Below are 20,341 nucleotides of genomic sequence, written 5' to 3' on the forward strand. Positions count from 1 at the left end.
AGGGCGGGGATTCTGGTTAAGCTGCGCGGTTTTGGACCAGGGCGTAGGCCTCGCGCAGATCTCCTCCGGTGTAGCTGTGGAGGGACAGCCCGGCGAGATGGTGGTCCGCGTTCACGGCCACGGTCTCCGGCACGATCGCGAAGAGCTCCGCGTCGGACATCGAGTCCCCGTACGCGACACAGTCGGCCGGGGCGACCCCGTACTCCGCGCAGAGCCGACGCGCGATCCGCACCTTCGCCTTCGCGTCGAGGATGGAGGGGCGGTGGATCTCCTCGGTGAAGGGGACGGCCGGCCAAGCCGAGCCGTGCGCCGCGTCCGCACCCCAGGCCAGCAGCCGCTCGACGAAGAAGTCGGGCGAGAGGGAGATGACCGCACAGCGGTCGCCCCGCTCCCGGATGTCGGCCCAGACCTCACGGATGCCGGTCAGCCAGGGCGCCCCGTCGAAGGCCGCCGCGACCTGCTCCACGGTGAGCTCCACCCAGAGCGCGCGTGCCCGGACGGCGAACTCGTCCGGGGTGAGCCCACGGAGGAAACCCTCCTCCAGCGCGGCGATCTCATCGACCAGGCCCAGCTGCCGGGAGATCTCCACGGCGGCCGCCGACCCTCGGATCAGGGTGCCGTCGAGGTCGAAGAGATGGAGTCGCCGCGTTCGCCGTTTCACGTGAAACATCGTCCCCATGCCACGGGGTGGAATCAACGCCCCCTCGGGTATCGGCCAGATCCGGTAAAAGAGGTGGACGGACGATCACCGCATCGGACAGCCTGCAGCCATGCCGACTTCCCCCTCCGCGCTCGTGCACCTCCCCATCCGACACCTCACCGGGGACGACCTCCTCGCCTGCTCCGACCTCTCCGAGAACCGGGGCTGGCTGCGCGAGGAGCACAAATGGGGACTGTTGCTCACCGCGGGCACCGGGTACGGCATCGACGACCCGGACGGTCCCGGACTGGCCGCCGCCTGCGTCGTCACCTCGTACGGCCCCGGCCTCGCGGCGATCGGCATGGTGCTCGTCGCCGAACGCTACGCACGCCAGGGGGTGGGACGTCGGCTCATGCAGCACGTCCTCGCGGAAACCGGTGACACCCCCCTCACCCTGCACGCCACACCGAACGGGCAGCCGCTCTACGAGCAGCTCGGTTTCACCCAGGTCGGCCAGGCCGAGATGGTGCGGGGCCGTTTCACCTTCGCCACGCCCGCCCCTGCGATTCCGGTCCGCGCGGCGACGGCGGAGGACCTCCAGGCGATCCTGCGCCTGGACCACGAGGTCTTCGGCCGCGACCGCACGCATGTCATCACCCGGCTTCCCGCGTTCGCCGACCACCTGCGGGTCGCGGAGGAGAACGGCGAGATCACCGGCTTCGCAGCGGCCTGGCCGAACATGGACACCCATGTCATCGGGCCCCTGATCGCCCGCGACCCGGCCACCGCCCAGGCCCTGGTCGCCTCACTGGCGGCCGCGACCGACCGGCCGCTCCGTACGGACATCGACGTGCGCCACACGGAGCTGCTGCGCTGGCTGAAGGAGAACGGGGTCGACTCGATCTTCTTCAACGCCGTGATGGTCCGCTCCCTCCCCGATCTCCCGGGCGACTGGACCCGCCGCTTCGCACCGCTGACGGTCGCGGCCGGCTGACCCAGTTACTTGCAGACGCGCATTATTGCGTCGGATCGTCTATCCTGGGCCAGGAAGCCACTCCGGCGCCGACGGGAGACCGAGGAGAGACCATGACCGCGACGGACCCCGCACTCACCGCGCTCTCCCAGCGCTGGTGCGCCCTCAGCCTGCTACACGGCAGGATCGAGTCGCACCTCGAACGCGCCCTGGAGACCGGGCACGGTCTGAGCGTGCGGGAGTACTCGCTCCTCGACGTCCTCAGCCGCCAGCACAGCGGACCGGGCGGCCACCTCCAGATGAAGCAGGTCGCGGACGCGGTCGTGCTCAGCCAGAGCGCCACCACCCGGCTCGTCACCCGGCTCGAAGACCGGGGCCTGCTCACCCGGTACCTCTGCGCCACCGACCGGCGCGGCATCTACACCGATGTCACCGAGGCCGGCATGAAGCTCCTGGCCGAGGCCCGCCCGACCAACGACGGCGCGCTGCGCGAAGCCCTGAACGAGGCCGCGCGGAACCCCGAGCTGGCACCGCTGGTCCAGGTCCTGGAGGGCGAGACCCTCACCGTGTGACGCCCGCACAAGGGTTGAAGCGCCACGCGCGAGCCCGCCGCACCACCGCCACCTGCGCGTACGCTGCGGGACATGAGCGATCTCGAGATACGCCCCGCCACCGCGGAGGACCTCGCCCCCATCGTCGCGATGCTCGCCGACGACCCCCTGGGCGCGCAGCGCGAGTCCCCGGACGACCTCGCGCCCTACCTCACGGCCTTCGAGCGCCTCGCGAACGACCCGCACCAGCACCTCGTCGTGGCCGTCCGCGCGAGCCGGGTCGTCGGCACCCTCCAGCTGACCGTGATCCCGGGCCTCTCCCGCCGGGGCGCCACCCGCTCGATCATCGAGGGCGTCCGCATTCACGCCGACGAGCGCGGCAGCGGCCTCGGAACCCAGCTGATCGAGTGGGCCGTCGAGGAATCCGGACGCCAGGGATGCCGGCTCGTCCAGCTGACCTCGGACGCCAGCCGCACGGACGCCCACCGCTTCTACGAGCGCCTCGGCTTCGAGGCCTCCCACGTGGGCTTCAAGAAGAGCCTCTGAGACACCACCCTGGGGGGGTGGGTGTTTCACGTGAAACACCCACCCGGCAGGTCAGAGCCCGCGCCAGCCGGCCTCGTCCACCCCACCCGGAACGGCGTCCGCCGGTGCGTACGGTTCCCGCGTGAAGACGAACGAGCCCAGGTCGAGATGGCTCACGCCGCCGTCGGCACGCCGTACGGCCCGGAGCGTCTCCCCCTCGTAGTAGCCGTTCAGCCCGACCCAGCCGCCCTCGGGCAGCGCCCGGAAGCGCGCCCGTCGCCCGGCGCCCCGCAGGGGTTCCAGCACCACGCTCCGCTCGGGACCGATCTTGAGCCCGTAGGCGTACGTGCCCCAGTACCAGGGCCCCGCCAGGGACAACAGCTCTTCGTCGACCTCGGCCTCGGGAAGCGGCCGCCAGGGCTCCGGGAACCTCGGCTCGGCCTCCGCCACGATCCCCAGGAGATCGGCGGCCACCGTCCCCGTCAGCGGCCCCGAGGTGGCATTGGAGAGGGCGACGGCGGACAGGCCGTCCTCCACGCTCACCCACAGGGCGGCGACGAAGCCCGGGAGCGAGCCGGTGTGACCGATCAGGGTCCGGCCGTCCCTGCGCACCAGCTGGAGGCCGAGGCCGTAGCTCCCCTCCCAGTCGCCTTCGCCGGCCGGGGCCGCCGGAGCCCGCATCTCCTCGACGGAAGCCGGGGCGAGCACCCGCTCGTCACCCGCCGCGAGGAAGGCGGCGAAGCGCCCGAGATCCGCCGCCGTCGACCAGAGCTGCCCCGCCGGGGCCATCAGCCCCAGGTCCTCCGAGGGCTCGGGAAGCATCACATCGGCCCAGGGGTGCACCGCCCAGCCGCCGGCGTGCGGGGCGACCGGCTGCGCCGTCGTCCGGCCCATCCCCAGCGGCTCCAGGATCTCGCTCCGCAGCGCCTCCTCCCAGGACACCCCGCGCACGGCCTCGATCAACGAACCGAGCAGCGTGTAACCGGGGTTGGAGTAGTGATGGCGCCGTCCCGGCGTCCGCTGGAAGGGACGCTCCCCCAGCACGTCGGAGAGCTCCGGCCGCAGCTCGGCGGAGGACCGCTCCCACCACGCACCGGGCGTCTCCGCCGGGAGACCACCGCTGTGGCCGAGGAGTTGGGCGATCGTCACCTCACCGACGCCCGTGTCCTTGAGGTGCCGCTCCAGCGGATCGTCCAGCCCGACCAGTCCCTCGTCCCGCAGCCGCATCACCAGCACGGCGGTGAACACCTTGGTGATGGACCCGATCCTGAACTGCGTGTCGGCATCGGGCGCGTGCCCGTCCACACAACTGCGCGACCCGCTCCACACCAGCGCCCCGTCGCGAACCACCGCCCCCACGAAGGAAGGCGCCCGGCCCTCGGCCTGAGCAACGGCGACCCGATGGGCCAACGCCCGCTCGGTACCCGGCAACAGCGCTTCAAAAGATGCAGTCATGAACCACATCCAACGCGATCCCCCACCCGAAACTTCCCGCAGAACCCGGCGAGGGCGAGATCAGGCGGCTTGCCCGTGTCGGCCGGGTGCACCACGCTGAACCCGAGGACCACGGGCGAGCCCGGATCGCGCACCGATGAGATTCCCGCGCCGCGCTGGTCTTCACTCCGGACCCCCACGGACGGAAGGCCGGCCCATGCGGAAACTGATCTACGGCATGAACCTGACCCTGGACGGCTACATCGCCGCCGCCGGTGACGACATCGACTGGAGCGGACCGCCGAGCGACGAACTGTTCCTGTGGTGGCTCGGCCACGAGCAGGCGAGTGGTCTGTCCCTGTACGGGCGCAAGCTCTGGGAGACGATGAGCTCCTACTGGCCGACGGGCGACCAGCAGCCCACCGCCACCCCGGCGGAGATCGAGTTCGCGCGGAACTGGCGGGACACGCCGAAGGTGGTGTTCTCCTCCACGATCGACGAGGTCGACTGGAACGCCCGCCTGTTCACCGGCGACGCGATCACCGAGATCACCCGGCTCAAGGCCGAGGACGGCGGCCCCATGACCATCGGCGGCGCCACGCTCGCCGGAGCGGCCATGCGCGCCGGGCTGATCGACGAATACGTGATCGCCACCCATCCGGTCCTGGTGGGCGGCGGCACGCCGTTCTTCACCGCCCTGGACAACTGGGTGAACCTGAACCTGCTGGAGACGCGGCAGCTCGCCGGCGGCGTGGTCCTGACCAGGTACGAGACAAGGCGCTGAGCGCCTTCCGGCGGCCTCTCGCACTGTAGGGCAGCCTCGCCGCGCGAGGCCCAGGCCTCCTGCCCTTGAATGAAGCCGAATCAGATCGTCTGCAACAAAACTATCTGTTACGGTCTCCCTTGTTGCGGCAACTGGCAGGAGAAACCGCACGTTTGCCGCATTCGGCTCCGTGCCATCGCGCGCCTCGCCCGCATCCGCTGAGTCAGCTCGACATCAACGCCGCAGCTGTCTCACCTGCCCCCATCCACTGAGAGGCTGACCGACATGAGCGAGCACACCGCCGCTGAGACCACCGCCGGCACCACCCGGAACGACGGCCCGGCCCCCCGAGTGCTCACCGACCAGGAGCTCTCCCAGCTGTTGAGCCAGCAGCAGTTCGGCGTGCTCGCGAGCGTCAGGAGCACCGGCCACCCGCACCTGTCGACCGTCCTCTACGACTGGAACGCCGAGGAGCGCGTGCTGAGGGTCTCCTCCACCGCCGACCGCCTCAAGGTCCGCCAGTTGCGCCGCGACCCGCACGCCTCACTGCATGTCACCGGCCCGGACATCTGGTCGTTCGCCGTGGCGGAGGGAGAGGCGAAGATCGCGGATCCGGCCGACGAGGCGGCCCCTGGCGAGCAGCCGCTGCCTGACCGGCGCGTGACCATCCTGCTCCAGGTCTCGCGCCTGTACGGGACCGCCCTGGATGTCCCCGCCCAGGACTGAGGAACCGCGCTCGCCGGAGCAGGAAAATGCGATCCGTCAGGTCTGGGCCATGTCCACGAAGCGGGAGTAGTGGCCCTGGAAGGCCACCGTGATCGTGGCCGTCGGGCCGTTTCGGTGCTTGCCCACGATGATGTCGGCCTCGCCCGCGCGGGGTGACTCCTTCTCGTAGGCGTCCTCGCGGTGCAGCAGGATGACCATGTCGGCGTCCTGCTCGATCGAGCCGGACTCACGCAGGTCGGAGACCATCGGCTTCTTGTCGGTGCGCTGTTCGGGGCCACGGTTCAGCTGGGAGAGCGCGATGACCGGCAGTTCCAGCTCCTTGGCGAGGAGCTTCAGGTTTCGCGACATGTCGGAGACCTCTTGCTGGCGGCTCTCCTGCCGCTTCGAGCCGCCCGACTGCATCAGCTGCAGATAGTCGATGATCACGAGCTTGAGGCCGTTGCGCTGCTTGAGCCGGCGGCACTTCGCGCGGATCTCCATCATCGACAGGTTCGGGGAGTCGTCGATGTACAGCGGGGCCTGGGAGACGTCCGGCATCCGGCGGGCGAGGCGGGTCCAGTCCTCGTCCGTCATCGTGCCGGAGCGCATGTGGTGCAGCGCGACCCTCGCCTCGGCCGAGAGCAGACGCATCGCGATCTCGTTGCGGCCCATTTCGAGGGAGAAGATGACGCTGGGCAGGTTGTGCTTGATGGACGCAGCCCGGGCGAAGTCCAGGGCCAGCGTCGACTTACCCATGGCGGGTCGGGCCGCGATGATGATCATCTGACCGGGGTGGAGGCCGTTGGTCAGGGAGTCGAGGTCGGTGAAGCCCGTGGGCACACCGGTCATCTCGCCGCTGCGGGAGCCGATCGCCTCGATCTCGTCGAGCGCCCCCTCCATGATGTCGCCGAGCGGCAGATAGTCCTCGGTGGTGCGCTGCTCGGTGACCGCGTAGATCTCGGCCTGCGCCGAGTTCACGATCTCGTCGACGTCTCCGTCGGCCGCGTATCCCATCTGCGTGATCTTGGTGCCGGCCTCCACGAGCCGCCGCAGGACGGCCCGCTCGTGGACGATCTCCGCGTAGTACGAGGCGTTGGCCGCGGTCGGCACCGACTGGACCAGGGTGTGGAGGTACGAGGCACCGCCGACACGGGTGATCTCGCCGCGCTTGGTGAGTTCGGCGCCGACCGTGATCGGGTCGGCCGGCTCGCCCTTGGCGTAGAGGTCGAGGATCGCGGCGTAGACGGTCTCGTGCGCGGGCTTGTAGAAGTCGTTGCCCTTGATGATCTCCACGACGTCGGCGATGGCGTCCTTGGAGAGCAGCATGCCGCCGAGGACGGACTGCTCGGCGTCCAGGTCCTGCGGAGGGACCCGTTCGAAGCCGGAGAGCCCCCCGTCCCAGGGGCCGTCGCCGCCCCGCTCGTGCTGGTCGTCGCGCCCGCGGCCCCGGCCGCGCCCTTCACCTCGGGTACGAGTGGGCAGCCGGTCGCTGGGTCCGCCGTCCGCCCAGGGGTCGTCCATCGGCTCGGGAACGCTCACCAAGCACCTCTTCCCGTCCGCTCAGCGGACCTCGCCGTGCCACTCTTTCTTACGCCACGCCTTGATCGACGAGTGGCTTCGCGACCGCTTCTGGCGCGTCGGGCGCCGGTCCACGGTAGGCCCGCGAGGGGCGTCAGCCAATCTGGTTATCCACAGGCCCTGTGGGTGAAGGCCCCAATGCTGTGGAGAACTCGCCGGAACCTGTGCACGGAGCGGGGGACACGCATGTGGACAAACTCATAAGCCCCTCGCCCCCACCGGCCTGACCTGCACTTTTCCCATACACGGGCTGTGGGGGAGAAAAACTTTTCCCCCCGGATCAAGATCAGAACAAACGGCCCACACCCGAAGCCCCCCAGCCCTCAAAAGTAAGGACTCCTTGCGCATTGCATCTCTTACCTGTGGAAGATTAGATTGACCCCATGACCCAGGCCCCCGCGACCTCCAAGGCCACTCGCCGACAGCACGACCGAGAGATCGTCTCCCTCGCCCTGCCGGCGTTCGGGGCTCTCGTCGCCGAGCCGCTCTTCCTCATGGTCGACAGTGCCATCGTCGGCCACCTCGGCACACCGCAACTCGCGGGTCTGGCCATCGCCGCCGCGCTGCTCTCCACCGCCGTCAGCGTCTTCGTCTTCCTCGCCTACGCCACCACCGCAGCCGTCTCCCGGCGCGTCGGCGCGGGCGATCTCCCCGCGGCCATCCGCCAGGGCATGGACGGCATCTGGCTCGCGCTCCTCCTCGGTGCCGCCGTCGTCGCCCTGACCCTGCCCAGCTCGCCCTGGCTGGTCGACCTCTTCGGAGCCTCCGACACGGCTTCGCCGTATGCGGTCACCTACCTCCGGATCTCCAGCCTCGGCATCCCCGCGATGCTGGTGGTCCTGGCCGCCACCGGTGTCCTGCGCGGCCTCCAGAACACCCGTACACCGCTCTACGTGGCCATCGCCGGCTTCGCGGCCAACGGCGCCCTCAACATCGGACTCGTCTACGGAGCGGGGCTCGGCATCGCCGGATCCGCCTGGGGCACGGTCATCGCCCAGTACGGCATGGCCGTCGTCTACCTCGTCGTGGTCGTCCGCGGCGCCCGGCGCCACGGCGCCTCGCTCCGCCCCGACATCGCCGGCATCCGGGCCTCCGCGCAGGCCGGTGTCCCGCTCCTCGTCCGTACGCTCTCGCTCCGCGCGGTCCTGATGATCGCCACGGCGGTCGCGGCCCGGATGGGCGACGCGGAGGTCGCCGCCCACCAGATCATCCTGTCCCTGTGGAGCCTGATGGCCTTCGCCCTCGACGCCATCGCCATCGCGGGCCAGGCCATCATCGGCCGCTACCTCGGCGCGGACGACGCCGACGGCGCACGCCAGGTCTGCCGCCGCATGGTCCAGTGGGGCGTGGTCTCGGGAGTGGTGCTCGGCGCTCTGCTCATCCTCGCCCGTCCCCTGTTCGTCCCGCTCTTCACCGGCGACACCACCGTCCAGGACACCCTGCTCCCGGCCCTGCTCGTGGTCGCGGTCTCGCAGCCGATCTCCGGGGTCGTCTTCGTCCTCGACGGCGTTCTGATGGGCGCGGGCGACGGCCCGTACCTGGCCTGGGCGATGCTGCTGACCCTGGCCGTCTTCGCCCCGGTCGCCCTCCTGGTCCCGGTGCTCGGCGGCGGGCTGACCGCGCTCTGGTGGGCGATGACGCTGATGATGACGGTCCGGATGGCCACTCTCTGGCTGCGCTCCCGCTCGGGCCGCTGGATCGTCACGGGCGCCAGCCGCTGAATGTTTCACGTGAAACGCCCGTTTCACGTGAAACGAAGACCCGTGAAACAGCGGAAGGGCCGCACCCCGAGGGGTGCGGCCCTTCCTCACTGCTGAGCGCAGACTGCCAGGGGCAGCGTTACGCGGCGACGATCTCGACGCCGAGCTTCGCGGCCACGTCGGCGTGCAGACGCACGGAGACCTGGTGCGAGCCCAGGGTCTTGATCGGCGAACCGAGCTCGACGCGACGCTTGTCGACGTCGGGGCCACCCGCGGACTTGATCGCCGAGGCGATGTCGGCCGGGGTCACGGAGCCGAAGAGACGGCCGGCGTCGCCGGAGCGAACGGCCAGGCGGACCTTCGTGCCCTCGAGCTGGGCCTTGATCTCGTTGGCCTGCTCGATGGTCGCGATCTCGTGGATCTTGCGGGCGCGGCGGATCTGCGCCACGTCCTTCTCGCCACCCTTGGTCCAGCGGATCGCGAAACCACGCGGGACCAGGTAGTTGCGAGCGTAGCCGTCCTTGACGTCGACGACGTCGCCAGCGGCACCGAGGCCAGAAACCTCGTGGGTCAGGATGATCTTCATTCGTCGGTCACCCTTTCCTTATCGCGCGGTGGACGTGTAGGGCAGCAGCGCCATCTCACGGCTGTTCTTGACGGCCGTGGCGACGTCACGCTGGTGCTGCGTGCAGTTGCCGGTCACGCGGCGGGCACGGATCTTGCCGCGGTCGGAAATGAACTTCCGCAGCATGTTCGTGTCCTTGTAGTCCACGTAGACGGTCTTGTCCTTGCAGAACGCGCAGACCTTCTTCTTAGGCTTGCGCACAGGCGGCTTCGCCATGGTGTTTCTCCTGTGTGATCAAGAAGTGGGAAACGAGCTGCTTCGAGGGCTTACGCCCTAGAAGGGGGGCTCGTCCGAGTAGCCGCCGCCGGAGTTTCCACCCCAGCCGCCTCCGCCGCCCTGCTGCTGGCCGCCGCCGGAGGAGGAGGAACCGCCGGTCGCCCACGGGTCGTCGGCGGGAGCACCGCCACCACCCTGCTGGCCACCGCCGGAGTTTCCACCCCAGCTGCCACCGCCGCCGCCGGCCTGCTGGCCGCCGCCGCCACCGCCGCCGTAACCGCCCTGGCCGCCTCGACCGGTGGTCTTGGTGACCTTGGCCGTGGCGTTCTTGAGGCTGGGGCCGACTTCCTCGACGTCCAGCTCGTAGACCGTGCGCTTGACGCCCTCACGGTCCTCGTAGGACCGCTGCTTCAGCCGGCCCTGCACGACGACGCGCATGCCTCGCTGAAGCGACTCGGCGACGTTCTCCGCCGCCTGACGCCAGACCGAGCAGGTGAGGAAGAGGCTTTCGCCGTCCTTCCACTCATTGGTCTGACGGTCGAAGGTGCGGGGGGTGGACGCGATACGGAACTTCGCGACCGCCGCACCGGACGGGGTGAAGCGCAGCTCGGGGTCGTCGACAAGATTGCCGACGACCGTGATGACGGTCTCGCCTGCCATGGGGGTACCTCTCGGCGGGATTGCTTCTGGCTGCTTTGCTGCTACTCGGACCCGATGACCACTGAGCTAGAAGCTCAGTGGGTCTCGGGACGGAGGACCTTGGTCCGGAGGACCGACTCGTTCAGGTTGAGCTGTCGGTCGAGCTCCTTGACGACCGCAGGCTCGGCCTGCAGGTCGATGACCGAGTAGATGCCCTCGGGCTTCTTCTTGATCTCGTAGGCCAGACGACGACGGCCCCAGGTGTCGACCTTCTCGACCTTTCCGTTGCCCTCACGGACGACGGAGAGGAAGTTCTCGATCAGCGGGGAGACAGCGCGCTCCTCGAGATCGGGGTCGAGGATGACCATCACTTCGTAGTGACGCATGTGGAACCCACCTCCTTTGGACTCAGCGGCCACGGTCGTTCCGTGGCAGGAGGGTCGTGATGCGTGAGCAACGGTATCCGCCGTCGCGGACAGTCCCCCTCGGAGAACGAGGGTCACCGCCGGGATCCAGTACGGACCAGGGCAGACACCGGTGCAGACCGTACAGAGTACCTGCACATCGCCCTGCGGTTGAAATTCACCGGTGAGGGGACGCAATCTGTACACAACGGATGTCGGCGGCGCCAGGATGCGCCGCCTTCCGGCAGCTACGCCAGGAGGTGCCCCATGGCACAGGCAATGCGACCCGACCCCGGCCACTCCCTCTTCGCCACCGACGGCAAACCGCACCCCCTCCAGGACGCCCTGGTCGGAGTGACACTGCTCCTCGGTGTGATCGCCTTCGTCACCGCGCAGTTCCACAACCTGCACCTGCTGAGTTCCTGGACGGGTCTCATCGGCATCCTGACCGGCGCCTACGGACAGTTCATCTCCGTGACGACACGCGAGCGCTTCCTGCTGATCCTCGGACTCGGCGCCTCCGCGTTCGGCTTCTACCTCGGCATGGCGCACGGCGGGCTCTTCGGCGGCGTCATCAGCTGAGCCGGGCGGCACGTCAGGGCGTACGTGCCCATTCGGGGCGCTCCCCGGTCACAGTAGGCTTCGGCGCGAGAGCCGGAGCCCCTGACCGATGGGGACACACCTGCCGAGGAGCGCCCCGCATGAGCCTGACCCTGAGGACCATCAGCCGCGAGCAGCATCTGGGTTTCATCCAGAGCCAGCCCGCAGCGAGCCACTGCCAGGTCCCGGCGTGGGCTGATGTGAAGACGGAGTGGCGCTCGGAGAACCTCGGCTGGTTCGACAAGACCGGCGAGCTCGTCGGTGTCGGTCTGGTGCTCTACCGCCAGCTCCCGAAGATCAAGCGCTACCTGGCCTACCTGCCCGAGGGCCCGGTCATCAACTGGCACGCGCCCAACCTCGACGACTGGCTGCAGCCGATGCTGGCGCACCTCAAGCAGCAGGGCGCCTTCTCCGTGAAGATGGGCCCGCCGGTCGTCATCCGCCGCTGGGACTCGGCCGCCATCAAGTCGGGCATCCAGGACCCGGACGTCAAGCGCCTCAAGGACGTCGAGGCCACCCACATCGAGCCGCGTGCCTTCGAAGTGGCCGACCGGCTGCGGAAGATGGGCTGGCAGCAGGCCGAGGACGGCGGCGCCGGCTTCGGTGACGTCCAGCCCCGCTACGTCTTCCAGGTGCCGCTGGCGAACCGTTCGCTCGACGATGTCCTCAAGGGCTTCAACCAGCTGTGGCGCCGCAACATCAAGAAGGCCGAGAAGGCCGGTGTCGAGGTCGTCCAGGGCGGCTACGAGGACCTGGCGGAGTGGCAGCGGCTGTACGAGATCACGGCCGTCCGCGACCACTTCCGGCCCCGCCCGCTCTCGTACTTCCAGCGCATGTGGACCGTCCTCAACTCCGAGGACCCCAACCGCATGCGGCTGTACTTCGCCCGCCACAACGGGGTGAACCTCTCCGCGGCGACGATGCTCGTCGTCGGCGGGCACGTCTGGTACTCCTACGGCGCCTCCGACAACATCGGCCGTGAGGTCCGGCCCTCGAACGCGATGCAGTGGCGGATGCTGCGCGACGCGTACGCGATGGGCGCGACCGTCTACGACCTGCGCGGCATCTCCGACTCGCTCGACGAGACCGACCACCTCTTCGGACTCATCCAGTTCAAGGTGGGCACGGGCGGCGAGGCCGTCGAGTACGTCGGCGAGTGGGACTTCCCGCTGAACAAGTTGCTGCACAAGGCGCTCGACATCTACATGTCGCGCCGCTGATCCCCGACGTCGCGCCGCCGATTCGTGGCGTACCGCTGACGTTTCCGTAGTCTCGTACATACCTTTGACATACCGCTGCCATCAGAAAGGTTCCGGGCCGGCCATGGCGCTCTCCCTCTACGTCGACACCGCTCGCTGGCGCGCGCACCAGAAGACCGTCATCGACCAGTTCCCCGGTGTGATCCCGGTCTGCAAGGGCAACGGTTACGGCTTCGGCCACGAACGCCTCGCGGACGAGGCGGCGCGGTTCGGCGCCGACATGCTCGCCGTGGGCACCACGTACGAGGCCGCGCGGATCAAGGACTGGTTCGGCGGCGACCTGCTGGTCCTCACCCCCTTCCGACGGGGTGAGGAACCGGTTCCGCTGCCCGACCGGGTCATCCGCTCCGTGTCGTCGGTGGACGGCGTCCACGCCCTGGTGGGCGCCCGGGTCGTCATCGAGTGCATGAGCTCGATGAAGCGGCACGGCGTCCGCGAGGAGGAGCTCCAGCAGCTCCACGCCGCCATCGAGGACGTCCGCCTGGAGGGCTTCGCCCTGCACCTCCCGCTGGACCGCCCGGACGGCACGGACGCCGTCGAGGAGGTCATCGCCTGGATGGACCGGCTGCGGGCCGCCCGGCTGCCGCTCCACACCATGTTCGTGAGCCACCTGCGGGCCCAGGAGCAGGCCCGGCTGCAGCAGCAGTTCCCGCAGACCCGCTTCCGCGCCCGGATCGGCACCCGGCTGTGGCTGGGCGACCACGAGGCGACCGAGTACCGGGGCGCGGTCCTCGACGTGACCCGGGTCGCCAAGGGCGACCGCTTCGGCTACCGCCAGCAGAAGGCGGCCTCGGACGGCTGGCTGGTCGTCGTCGCCGGCGGCACCTCGCACGGCGTGGGCCTGGAGGCCCCCAAGGCGATGCACGGCGTCATGCCGCGCGCCAAGGGCGTCGCACGGGCGGGGCTCGCCACCGTCAACCGGAACCTGTCGCCGTTCGTCTGGGCCGGGAAGCAGCGCTGGTTCGCCGAGCCGCCGCACATGCAGGTGTCGATCCTGTTCGTGCCGGCCGACGCCCAGGAGCCGCGGGTCGGCGACGAGCTCGTGGCGCATCTGCGCCACACCACGACGCAGTTCGACCGGCTCGTCGAGCGCTGAGCCGGCCGGTTCCGCTCACCCCCGGGGGCGCTGTTCCCCGGGGGTTCCCCATTCCACCAGCAGGCCCTCGTCCGCGCCGGGCGCCGCGTGCCGGGCCGGATGGGCGGCCCTGCCCGCGACGAACACGTCCTCCGCGCCGTCCAGGACGCCCCCGGAGGGGTCGTCGGCGCCGTCCTGCCGGACCGGGTCCGTCTCGGGCGTCAGGATGTCGCGTACGACCATCACGCACAGGTACAGCGTGCCGAGCAGGTGCAGGACGATCGCGAACTGGTAGCCGTCCACCGGCAGGCCCTGCTTGGTGGCGCCGCTGTTCGTGAACGCCAGGTACATCCAGACGCCCACGAAGTACATGACCTCGCAGGTCTGCCAGACCAGGAAGTCGCGCCAGCGCGGCCGGGCGAGCACCGCCAGCGGCACCAGCCACAGGACGTACTGCGGTGAGTAGACCTTGTTGGTCAGCACGAACGCGGCGACGATCAGGAAGGCCAGCTGGACGAAGCGGGGCCGGCGGGGCGCCGTGAACGTCAGGTAGGCGAGGCCCGCCACGGCCACCAGCATCAGCAGCAGCGCGTACAGGTTGGCCCGGTCCGGCGGGATCGCGTCGCCCGTCCGCTGGCTGATCAGCAGCCAGACCGAGCCGAAGTCGACGTTCCGGTCCCGGCTGAAGAGGTAGAACTGCTTCCAGCCCTCGGGGGCCATCAGCATCACGGGCAGGTTGACCACCAGCCACGCACCGGCCGCGCCGAGCACCGCGGTCCCGAACTCCCGCCACTTCCCGGCCCGCCAGCAGAGCATCAGCAGCGGACAGAGGAGCAGTATCGGGTAGAACTTGGCGGCGGTGGCAAGGCCGAGCAGGACACCGAAGGCCAGCGGCCGTTCCCTCGACCACATCAGGACGGCGGCGGCGGTCAGCGCGACGGCCAGCAGGTCCCAGTTGATCGTGGCCGTGAGCGCGATCGAGGGCGCCAGGGCGACGAGCAGACCGTCCCAGGGGCGCAGGCGGTGCGTACGGGCCACACAGACCGCGAGAACGGCCGCGCAGACCATCAGCATGCCCGCGTTGGCCAGCCAGAACGCCTGCTCCTGCTCCCGCATGGCCCCGCCGCCCGGCGTCAGCCAGGCCGCGACCTCCATGAAGAGGCCGGTGAGGACGGGGTACTCCAGGAACGGTATGTCGCCGCCCAGCCGGTCGAAGTACGGGACGAGGCCCGCCGCGAAGCCGCGCCCCTCGTAGAGGTGCGGGATGTCCGAGTAACAGGCGTGGGTGTACTGGGAGGTGATGCCCTCGAACCACGCCCAGTTGTAGCAGGGCAGCTTCTGCACCATCCCGAGGGCGAACATGCCGATGGCCACGAGGGCGATCACCCGCACCGGGGTCAGCTGCCCGGTGCCGAACGCCGCCCGGCGCCCGTAGGGGCCGCCGATCAGTTCGCTGCCCGCGGCGGCCACCTTGTCCCGGTGGGTGGGGATGACCGTCTGCGAGCGGCCCTGTGGCCGGTCCTGCGGCGCGCTCGTCTTCTGGAGGCTCGGCATGGGGGACATCCTGCCGTACGTCTCCGGGAAAACGGCGAGGGCCGCCGCTGCCGGCTCCGTACGGAAGGTACGGAGCGGCCGCGGCGGCCCTCACGGGAGTGCGCCGGCGGGCTGGATCAGGGAATCCAGGCCCCGCCCCCTGGCTTGCCGTTCCCGCCGTTGTTGCCGTCCGTCGGTGAGTCGGTCGGCGTCGGTGAGTCGGTCGCGGGTGGCGTGGTGGTGGGCTGACCCGTGTTGCCACCGGGGTTACCGGTGTTGTTGCAGTTCCAGTCCCAGATGTCGCAGGTCGTCTTGCCCGGCTTCGGCGTCCGCGAGACCGGGGGAGTGGTCGTCGCGGTGGCCGGGGGAGTCGTCGGCGGCGTCGTGGTCGCGGTGGGGGTCGGCGTGGGCGTCGGGCTCGGGGTCGGGCTGGTGGCGCCGCCGCCGAAGACCGGCTCCGCGTTCTCCAGGTCGAGCGGCTTGGGGAACTCCACGAGCGGCATGCCTTCCACGGCAGTCGTCATGTAGTCCTTCCAGATCCGCGACGGGAAGGAGGAACCGTGGATGCGCGGCTGGGCACCCGTTCCGTACATCTCCTGGAACTCGCGGTTCTTCTTCGTCTCGTCGTCGTCGAAGCGGTACATGTCGATGGCGGTCGACAGCTGCGCGGTGTAACCCACGAACCAGGCCGACTTGTTGCCGTCGGTCGTACCGGTCTTGCCGGCCACGTCACGGCCCTCGATGGCGGCCTTGCGACCGGTTCCCTTGGGGTTCTCCACGACGTCGCGGAGGACGTCGGTGACGTTGCTGGCGATGGCCGGCGTGAAGACCTGCTTGCCCGATCCCTCGTGCTTGTAGATCGTCTTGCCGCCCTTGAGCACCTTGGTCACCGAGAACGGCTCGTTCTGCTCACCGTTGTTGGCGAAGGTCGCGTACGCGCCCGCCATCCGGATCGCGCTCGGGCTGGAGATACCGAGCGAGAACGAGGGCACCTCGCCCTGGACGAGCGACTCCTTGCGCAGTCCGGCGGAGACGGCGGCCTCGCGGACCTTGTCGATGCCGATGTCCATGCCGAGCTGCACGAAGGGGGAGTTGGCCGAGCGGATCATGGCCTCGCGGAGGGTCATGTTCCCGTAGCTGGCGCCGTCGTCATTGGTCTGGCGCCACTCCTCGCCCTTCTCGTTCTTCCAGATCTCGCCGTCGTACCTGCGGATCTTCAGCCCGTCCTTGCCGGAGTAGCGGCTCTTGTCCGGGTCGACGATCGTGCGGGAGGACTCGCCCTGCTCGGGCCCCAGTTCCTTGTCCCGCACGCCGTACTTCATGGCGGCGGCCAGGACGAAGGGCTTGAAGGTCGAGCCGACCTGGGCACCGGTCGGGTCGGCGTTGTTGGTGAAGTGCTTGGTGGCGTCGACACCGCCGTAGATCGCGACGATCGCGCCCGTCTGGGCGTTCACCGAGGCGCCGCCGAACTGGACGTTGGTGTCCTCCTTCGGCCGCTTCTTCGGGTCGATGTACTCCTTGAGGATCTTGTCGACCGACTTCTCCAGCGCCTGTACCTTCGGCTTCTCGAAGGTGGTGTGGATCTCGAAGCCACCGCGCTCGAGTTCCTTGGCGCCGATGCCCTCGGTGTTGTTGTTGATGAAGTTGGCCTTGGCCGTGCTGACGAGGTAGCCGATCTGGCCGGTCAGCTGGGCGTCCTGCTTGCGCTTCTGGACCTTCGGGAAGGCCGTGTACTTGGCGCGCTCCTCGGCGGTGATCTTCTTGTCGTTGACCATCTCGTCGAGGATCCACTTCCACCGCTTGGTGGCGCGGTCGAGGTTCTTCTCGGGCGTGGCCTCGGGGTCGATCTCCGGGTAGCCGCCCGGGTCGTAGTACGTCGCGCCCTTCAGCACCGCGGCGAGCAGCGCCGACTCACTGGCGTTGAGCTCCCGGGCGTCCTTGTCGAAGTACGCGCGCGCGGCGGCCTGGATCCCGTAGGCACCGCGACCGTAGTACGCGGTGTTCAGGTAGCCCGCCATGATCGGCTTCTTGTCGTACGTGTTGCCGACCTTCATCGCGATGAAGAGTTCCTTCACCTTCCGGGTGACGGTCTGCGACTGGTCGTTGAGCCGGTTGTTCTTCACGTACTGCTGGGTGATGGTCGAACCACCCTGGGTCTCGCCGCCCTTGGCCATGTTCCACACGGCGCGGCCGATACCCATGGGGTCGATGCCCGAGTCGTCCCAGAACGTCTTGTTCTCGGCCGAGACGACGGCCTCCTGCATGACCTTCGGGATCTGCTCGATGCCGACGATCTGGCGGTTGGTACCGCTGCCGGTCGCGACCATGCGCGAGCCGTCGGCCCAGTAGTAGATGTTGTTCTGCGAGACCGCGGTCGCGTCCTCCTTCGGGACCTCCACCTTGGAGTACGCGAAGACCGCGCCACCCATCAGGGTCCCGACGAAGACCAGGAACGTGCCCGTCACGAGCTTCCACGACGGCATCCAGCGACGCCAGCCGTGCTTGCCGTGGCGCGGGTAGTCGATCATCCGCTTCTTGCCCGGCGGGCGACCGCCGGAGCCCCGCCCCGGACCACTGCCGCGGCCGCCACCGCCGCCGCCCCCTCTACGTCCGCCTCCGGGGCCTCCGGGGCCTCCGGGGCCACCAGGGCCCGCTTCGGCCCCCTTTCGGCGGCTGCCGCGCTGAGCGGCCCTACGGGCCTCCGCACGACCCCCGTAAGGGCGCGGTTCCTCCCCCGCTGGGGAGGGAGGTCCGTACGAGGCCGAAGGGGCCTCCGTACCGACGTCATGGGCCTGGGCCGGCCTGCGGCCCATCGGCTGTTGGGCAGCGCGCCGTGCCGCCGCGCGACCGCCCGTCGGCGGCTGCTGCGGCGGCATTTTGCGACGATGCTCGCTCATCGAACGACTACTCCTCGGGCAGGCGCGTACGCCTGGAAGCGGCAGTTGAGTTCCGGTCCCCCCGAAATGCGCACGGCCGGAACCCCATCGGAGGCCCCTCCGTACCGCAGCCGGTCACCCGCAGCACTGACGCCCCACGGCATCTCTCGGTTCCCGGTGGTCTGCATGCCGCACAGACTACGCACGGCCAAAACCCGCCTAGGGCCGGAGTTCACCCCAAATCAGGCAAGTCGAACCCTGTGAATTGACGATGTGACGCCGGTCACGGCAGTCCCACTTGTCGAGACTGACGGCCCGTTCTATCGTGCTGATGTATCGAGTCGATACATCAGCACGGCATAAGGGCCCCGAAAGCGGAGGAGGAGGCGACGAATGAGCAGACGCTCCGGCATTCTCGAATTCGCCGTTCTCGGCCTGCTGCGCGAGGCCCCGATGCACGGGTACGAGCTGCGGAAGCGCCTCAACACCTCGCTGGGTGTCTTCCGGGCCTTCAGCTACGGGACGCTGTATCCCTGCCTCAAGACGCTGGTCGCCAGCGGCTGGTTGATCGAGGAACCGGGCAGTGCCCCCGAGGAAGCCCTCGCCGCCTCACTCGCGGGACGCCGAGCGAAGATCGTCTACCGGTTGACGCCGGCAGGTAAGGATCACTTCGAGGAGCTTCTGTCCCACACCGGCCCGGACGCCTGGGAGGACGAGCACTTCGCCGCACGCTTCGCCTTCTTCGGGCAGACCGAGCGTGAGGTGCGGATGCGCGTCCTGGAGGGCCGCCGCAGCCGGCTGGAGGAGCGCCTGGAGAAGATGCGCGCCTCTCTGGCCCGGACCCGCGAGCGCCTCGACGACTACACGCTTGAGCTGCAGCGCCACGGCATGGAGTCCGTGGAGCGCGAAGTGCGCTGGCTGAACGAGCTCATCGAGAGCGAGCGAGCGGGGCGGGATCAGCGATCCGGCCCCGACGCCCCCGCTCTGCACGACAACGATTCTGGAGAAACGGGCGGCCTGCCCCGGCACGGGGGCAGTACCCGGCCGGATCCGTCCGACGACACCGCCAAGTGAAACCCTGCGCACAGCAGGGCTTCCACGATCACAACAGGGAGCAACCGGAATGGGTTCGGTTCGCGTAGCCATCGTCGGCGTGGGCAACTGCGCCGCCTCGCTGGTGCAGGGCGTCGAGTACTACAAGGACGCCGACCCGGCGGCCAAGGTGCCCGGCCTGATGCACGTCCAGTTCGGCGACTACCACGTCCGTGACATCGAGTTCGTGGCCGCGTTCGACGTCGACGCGAAGAAGGTCGGCCTCGACCTCTCCGACGCCATCGGCGCCAGCGAGAACAACACCATCAAGATCTGCGACGTCCCGAACAAGGGCGTCACGGTCCAGCGCGGTCACACGCTCGACGGTCTCGGCAAGTACTACCGCCTGACCATCGAGGAGTCCGCCGAGGCGCCGGTCGACGTCGTCCAGATCCTCAAGGACCGCCAGGTCGACGTCCTCATCTGCTACCTGCCGGTGGGTTCCGAGGCCGCTGCGAAGTTCTACGCGCAGTGCGCCATCGACGCCAAGGTCGCCTTCGTCAACGCCCTCCCGGTCTTCATCGCCGGCACCAAGGAGTGGGCCGACAAGTTCACCGAGGCGGGCGTCCCGATCGTCGGCGACGACATCAAGTCGCAGGTCGGCGCCACCATCACGCACCGCGTGATGGCCAAGCTGTTCGAGGACCGCGGTGTCCGTCTTGAGCGCACCATGCAGCTCAACGTCGGCGGCAACATGGACTTCAAGAACATGCTGGAGCGCGACCGCCTGGAGTCGAAGAAGATCTCCAAGACGCAGGCCGTCACCTCGCAGATCCCCGACCGCGAGCTGGGCGAGAAGAACGTCCACATCGGTCCGTCGGACTACGTGGCCTGGCTGGACGACCGCAAGTGGGCGTACGTGCGCCTCGAGGGCCGTGCCTTCGGCGATGTTCCGCTGAACCTCGAGTACAAGCTCGAGGTGTGGGACTCCCCGAACTCCGCGGGTGTCATCATCGACGCCCTGCGCGCCGCGAAGATCGCCAAGGACCGCGGCATCGGCGGCCCCATCCTCTCCGCGTCGAGCTACTTCATGAAGAGCCCGCCGGTCCAGTACTTCGACGACGAGGCCCTGGCCAACGTCGAGAAGTTCATCAAGGGTGAGGTCGAGCGCTAAAGCGCCCCACGCTTGTCGATCGAGGGTCCCCGGGCTTCT

Annotated in this window: 20 protein-coding genes; 11 read left to right on the forward strand and 9 right to left on the reverse strand. The window is 69.1% G+C overall.

Annotated elements, in window-relative coordinates; all coding sequences use genetic code 11:
• Positions 1–16 precede the first annotated feature (16 nt).
• The gene (locus ASD33_RS25620; protein ID WP_056565067.1) at positions 17–670 is read right to left on the reverse strand and encodes an HAD-IB family phosphatase; all 654 of its coding nucleotides are present in this window, start codon (positions 668–670) and stop codon (positions 17–19) included.
• 100 nt (positions 671–770) lie between these two features.
• Between ASD33_RS25620 and ASD33_RS25625 the strand changes: the two genes are divergently transcribed.
• The 3 genes from ASD33_RS25625 to ASD33_RS25635 all read left to right on the forward strand — a co-directional run bounded on the left by ASD33_RS25625 (position 771) and on the right by ASD33_RS25635 (position 2,710).
• A complete protein-coding gene (locus ASD33_RS25625) occupies positions 771–1,634 on the forward strand; it encodes a GNAT family N-acetyltransferase (protein WP_056565070.1) in 864 nt (287 codons plus the stop codon).
• 92 nt (positions 1,635–1,726) lie between these two features.
• The gene (locus ASD33_RS25630; RefSeq protein ID WP_056565072.1) at positions 1,727–2,185 is read left to right on the forward strand and encodes a MarR family transcriptional regulator; all 459 of its coding nucleotides are present in this window, start codon (positions 1,727–1,729) and stop codon (positions 2,183–2,185) included.
• A gap of 72 nt (positions 2,186–2,257) precedes the next feature.
• Entirely contained in the window at positions 2,258–2,710 is a 453-nt protein-coding gene (locus tag ASD33_RS25635; protein ID WP_056565075.1) for a GNAT family N-acetyltransferase, read from the forward strand.
• 51 nt (positions 2,711–2,761) lie between these two features.
• On the opposite strand, the gene ASD33_RS25640 is transcribed toward ASD33_RS25635, so the two are convergent.
• Entirely contained in the window at positions 2,762–4,144 is a 1,383-nt protein-coding gene (locus tag ASD33_RS25640) for a serine hydrolase domain-containing protein (protein WP_056565697.1), read from the reverse strand.
• A 196-nt stretch (positions 4,145–4,340) separates the two neighbouring features.
• On the opposite strand from ASD33_RS25640, the gene ASD33_RS25645 reads away from it, so the two are divergent.
• Together ASD33_RS25645 and ASD33_RS25650 are read left to right on the forward strand one after the other, a co-directional pair.
• Positions 4,341–4,907 carry a dihydrofolate reductase family protein gene (locus ASD33_RS25645; RefSeq protein ID WP_056565078.1) on the forward strand — a complete coding sequence of 189 codons (567 nt, stop codon included), beginning with the start codon at positions 4,341–4,343 and terminating at the stop codon, positions 4,905–4,907.
• A gap of 264 nt (positions 4,908–5,171) precedes the next feature.
• Complete coding sequence (locus tag ASD33_RS25650; protein ID WP_056565080.1) at positions 5,172–5,612, forward strand: pyridoxamine 5'-phosphate oxidase family protein; 441 nt, start codon at positions 5,172–5,174, stop codon at positions 5,610–5,612.
• 36 nt (positions 5,613–5,648) lie between these two features.
• Here the strand turns inward: ASD33_RS25650 and dnaB are convergent, their stop codons facing one another.
• Positions 5,649–7,130, reverse strand: coding sequence for a replicative DNA helicase (gene dnaB, locus ASD33_RS25655; protein ID WP_079045018.1), 1,482 nt, complete (start codon positions 7,128–7,130; stop codon positions 5,649–5,651).
• A 422-nt stretch (positions 7,131–7,552) separates the two neighbouring features.
• Between dnaB and ASD33_RS25660 the strand changes: the two genes are divergently transcribed.
• The gene (locus ASD33_RS25660; RefSeq protein WP_056565088.1) at positions 7,553–8,890 is read left to right on the forward strand and encodes an MATE family efflux transporter; all 1,338 of its coding nucleotides are present in this window, start codon (positions 7,553–7,555) and stop codon (positions 8,888–8,890) included.
• 118 nt (positions 8,891–9,008) lie between these two features.
• On the opposite strand, the gene rplI is transcribed toward ASD33_RS25660, so the two are convergent.
• The 4 genes from rplI to rpsF all read right to left on the reverse strand — a co-directional run bounded on the left by rplI (position 9,009) and on the right by rpsF (position 10,735).
• The gene (gene rplI / locus ASD33_RS25665; protein ID WP_056565090.1) at positions 9,009–9,455 is read right to left on the reverse strand and encodes a 50S ribosomal protein L9; all 447 of its coding nucleotides are present in this window, start codon (positions 9,453–9,455) and stop codon (positions 9,009–9,011) included.
• Positions 9,456–9,473: 18 nt separating this feature from the next.
• Positions 9,474–9,710: a 30S ribosomal protein S18 gene (rpsR, locus tag ASD33_RS25670; protein WP_003956534.1), complete on the reverse strand. Its 237-nt coding sequence runs from the start codon at positions 9,708–9,710 to the stop codon at positions 9,474–9,476.
• Positions 9,711–9,767: 57 nt separating this feature from the next.
• Positions 9,768–10,370, reverse strand: coding sequence for a single-stranded DNA-binding protein (locus ASD33_RS25675; protein WP_056565093.1), 603 nt, complete (start codon positions 10,368–10,370; stop codon positions 9,768–9,770).
• Between the two features lie 74 nt (positions 10,371–10,444).
• Positions 10,445–10,735 (reverse strand): 30S ribosomal protein S6, encoded by a 291-nt coding sequence (gene rpsF, locus ASD33_RS25680; RefSeq protein ID WP_015034882.1) that lies wholly within the window; start codon positions 10,733–10,735, stop codon positions 10,445–10,447.
• A 285-nt stretch (positions 10,736–11,020) separates the two neighbouring features.
• On the opposite strand from rpsF, the gene ASD33_RS25685 reads away from it, so the two are divergent.
• From ASD33_RS25685 to ASD33_RS25695, 3 genes are all read left to right on the forward strand, one after another.
• Positions 11,021–11,335 (forward strand): hypothetical protein, encoded by a 315-nt coding sequence (locus ASD33_RS25685; RefSeq protein WP_056565098.1) that lies wholly within the window; start codon positions 11,021–11,023, stop codon positions 11,333–11,335.
• 119 nt (positions 11,336–11,454) lie between these two features.
• The gene (locus tag ASD33_RS25690) at positions 11,455–12,573 is read left to right on the forward strand and encodes a peptidoglycan bridge formation glycyltransferase FemA/FemB family protein (protein ID WP_056565102.1); all 1,119 of its coding nucleotides are present in this window, start codon (positions 11,455–11,457) and stop codon (positions 12,571–12,573) included.
• Between the two features lie 103 nt (positions 12,574–12,676).
• Positions 12,677–13,708: an alanine racemase gene (locus ASD33_RS25695; RefSeq protein ID WP_056565105.1), complete on the forward strand. Its 1,032-nt coding sequence runs from the start codon at positions 12,677–12,679 to the stop codon at positions 13,706–13,708.
• Positions 13,709–13,723: 15 nt separating this feature from the next.
• Here ASD33_RS25695 and ASD33_RS25700 read toward each other — a convergent pair whose 3' ends face one another.
• Both ASD33_RS25700 and ASD33_RS25705 read right to left on the reverse strand, forming a co-directional pair.
• Positions 13,724–15,241 carry a glycosyltransferase 87 family protein gene (locus tag ASD33_RS25700; protein WP_056565109.1) on the reverse strand — a complete coding sequence of 506 codons (1,518 nt, stop codon included), beginning with the start codon at positions 15,239–15,241 and terminating at the stop codon, positions 13,724–13,726.
• Positions 15,242–15,357: 116 nt separating this feature from the next.
• Positions 15,358–18,117 carry a transglycosylase domain-containing protein gene (locus ASD33_RS25705; RefSeq protein WP_079045019.1) on the reverse strand — a complete coding sequence of 920 codons (2,760 nt, stop codon included), beginning with the start codon at positions 18,115–18,117 and terminating at the stop codon, positions 15,358–15,360.
• A 372-nt stretch (positions 18,118–18,489) separates the two neighbouring features.
• On the opposite strand from ASD33_RS25705, the gene ASD33_RS25710 reads away from it, so the two are divergent.
• Positions 18,490–19,170, forward strand: a complete 681-nt coding sequence (locus ASD33_RS25710; RefSeq protein ID WP_056565112.1) for a PadR family transcriptional regulator — start codon at positions 18,490–18,492, stop codon at positions 19,168–19,170.
• 49 nt (positions 19,171–19,219) lie between these two features.
• Entirely contained in the window at positions 19,220–20,302 is a 1,083-nt protein-coding gene (locus tag ASD33_RS25715) for an inositol-3-phosphate synthase (protein ID WP_056565115.1), read from the forward strand.
• The last annotated feature ends 39 nt before the right edge of the window (positions 20,303–20,341 follow it).

The organism is Streptomyces sp. Root1304 (assembly GCF_001426405.1).
Classification (GTDB): Bacteria; Actinomycetota; Actinomycetes; order Streptomycetales; family Streptomycetaceae; genus Streptomyces.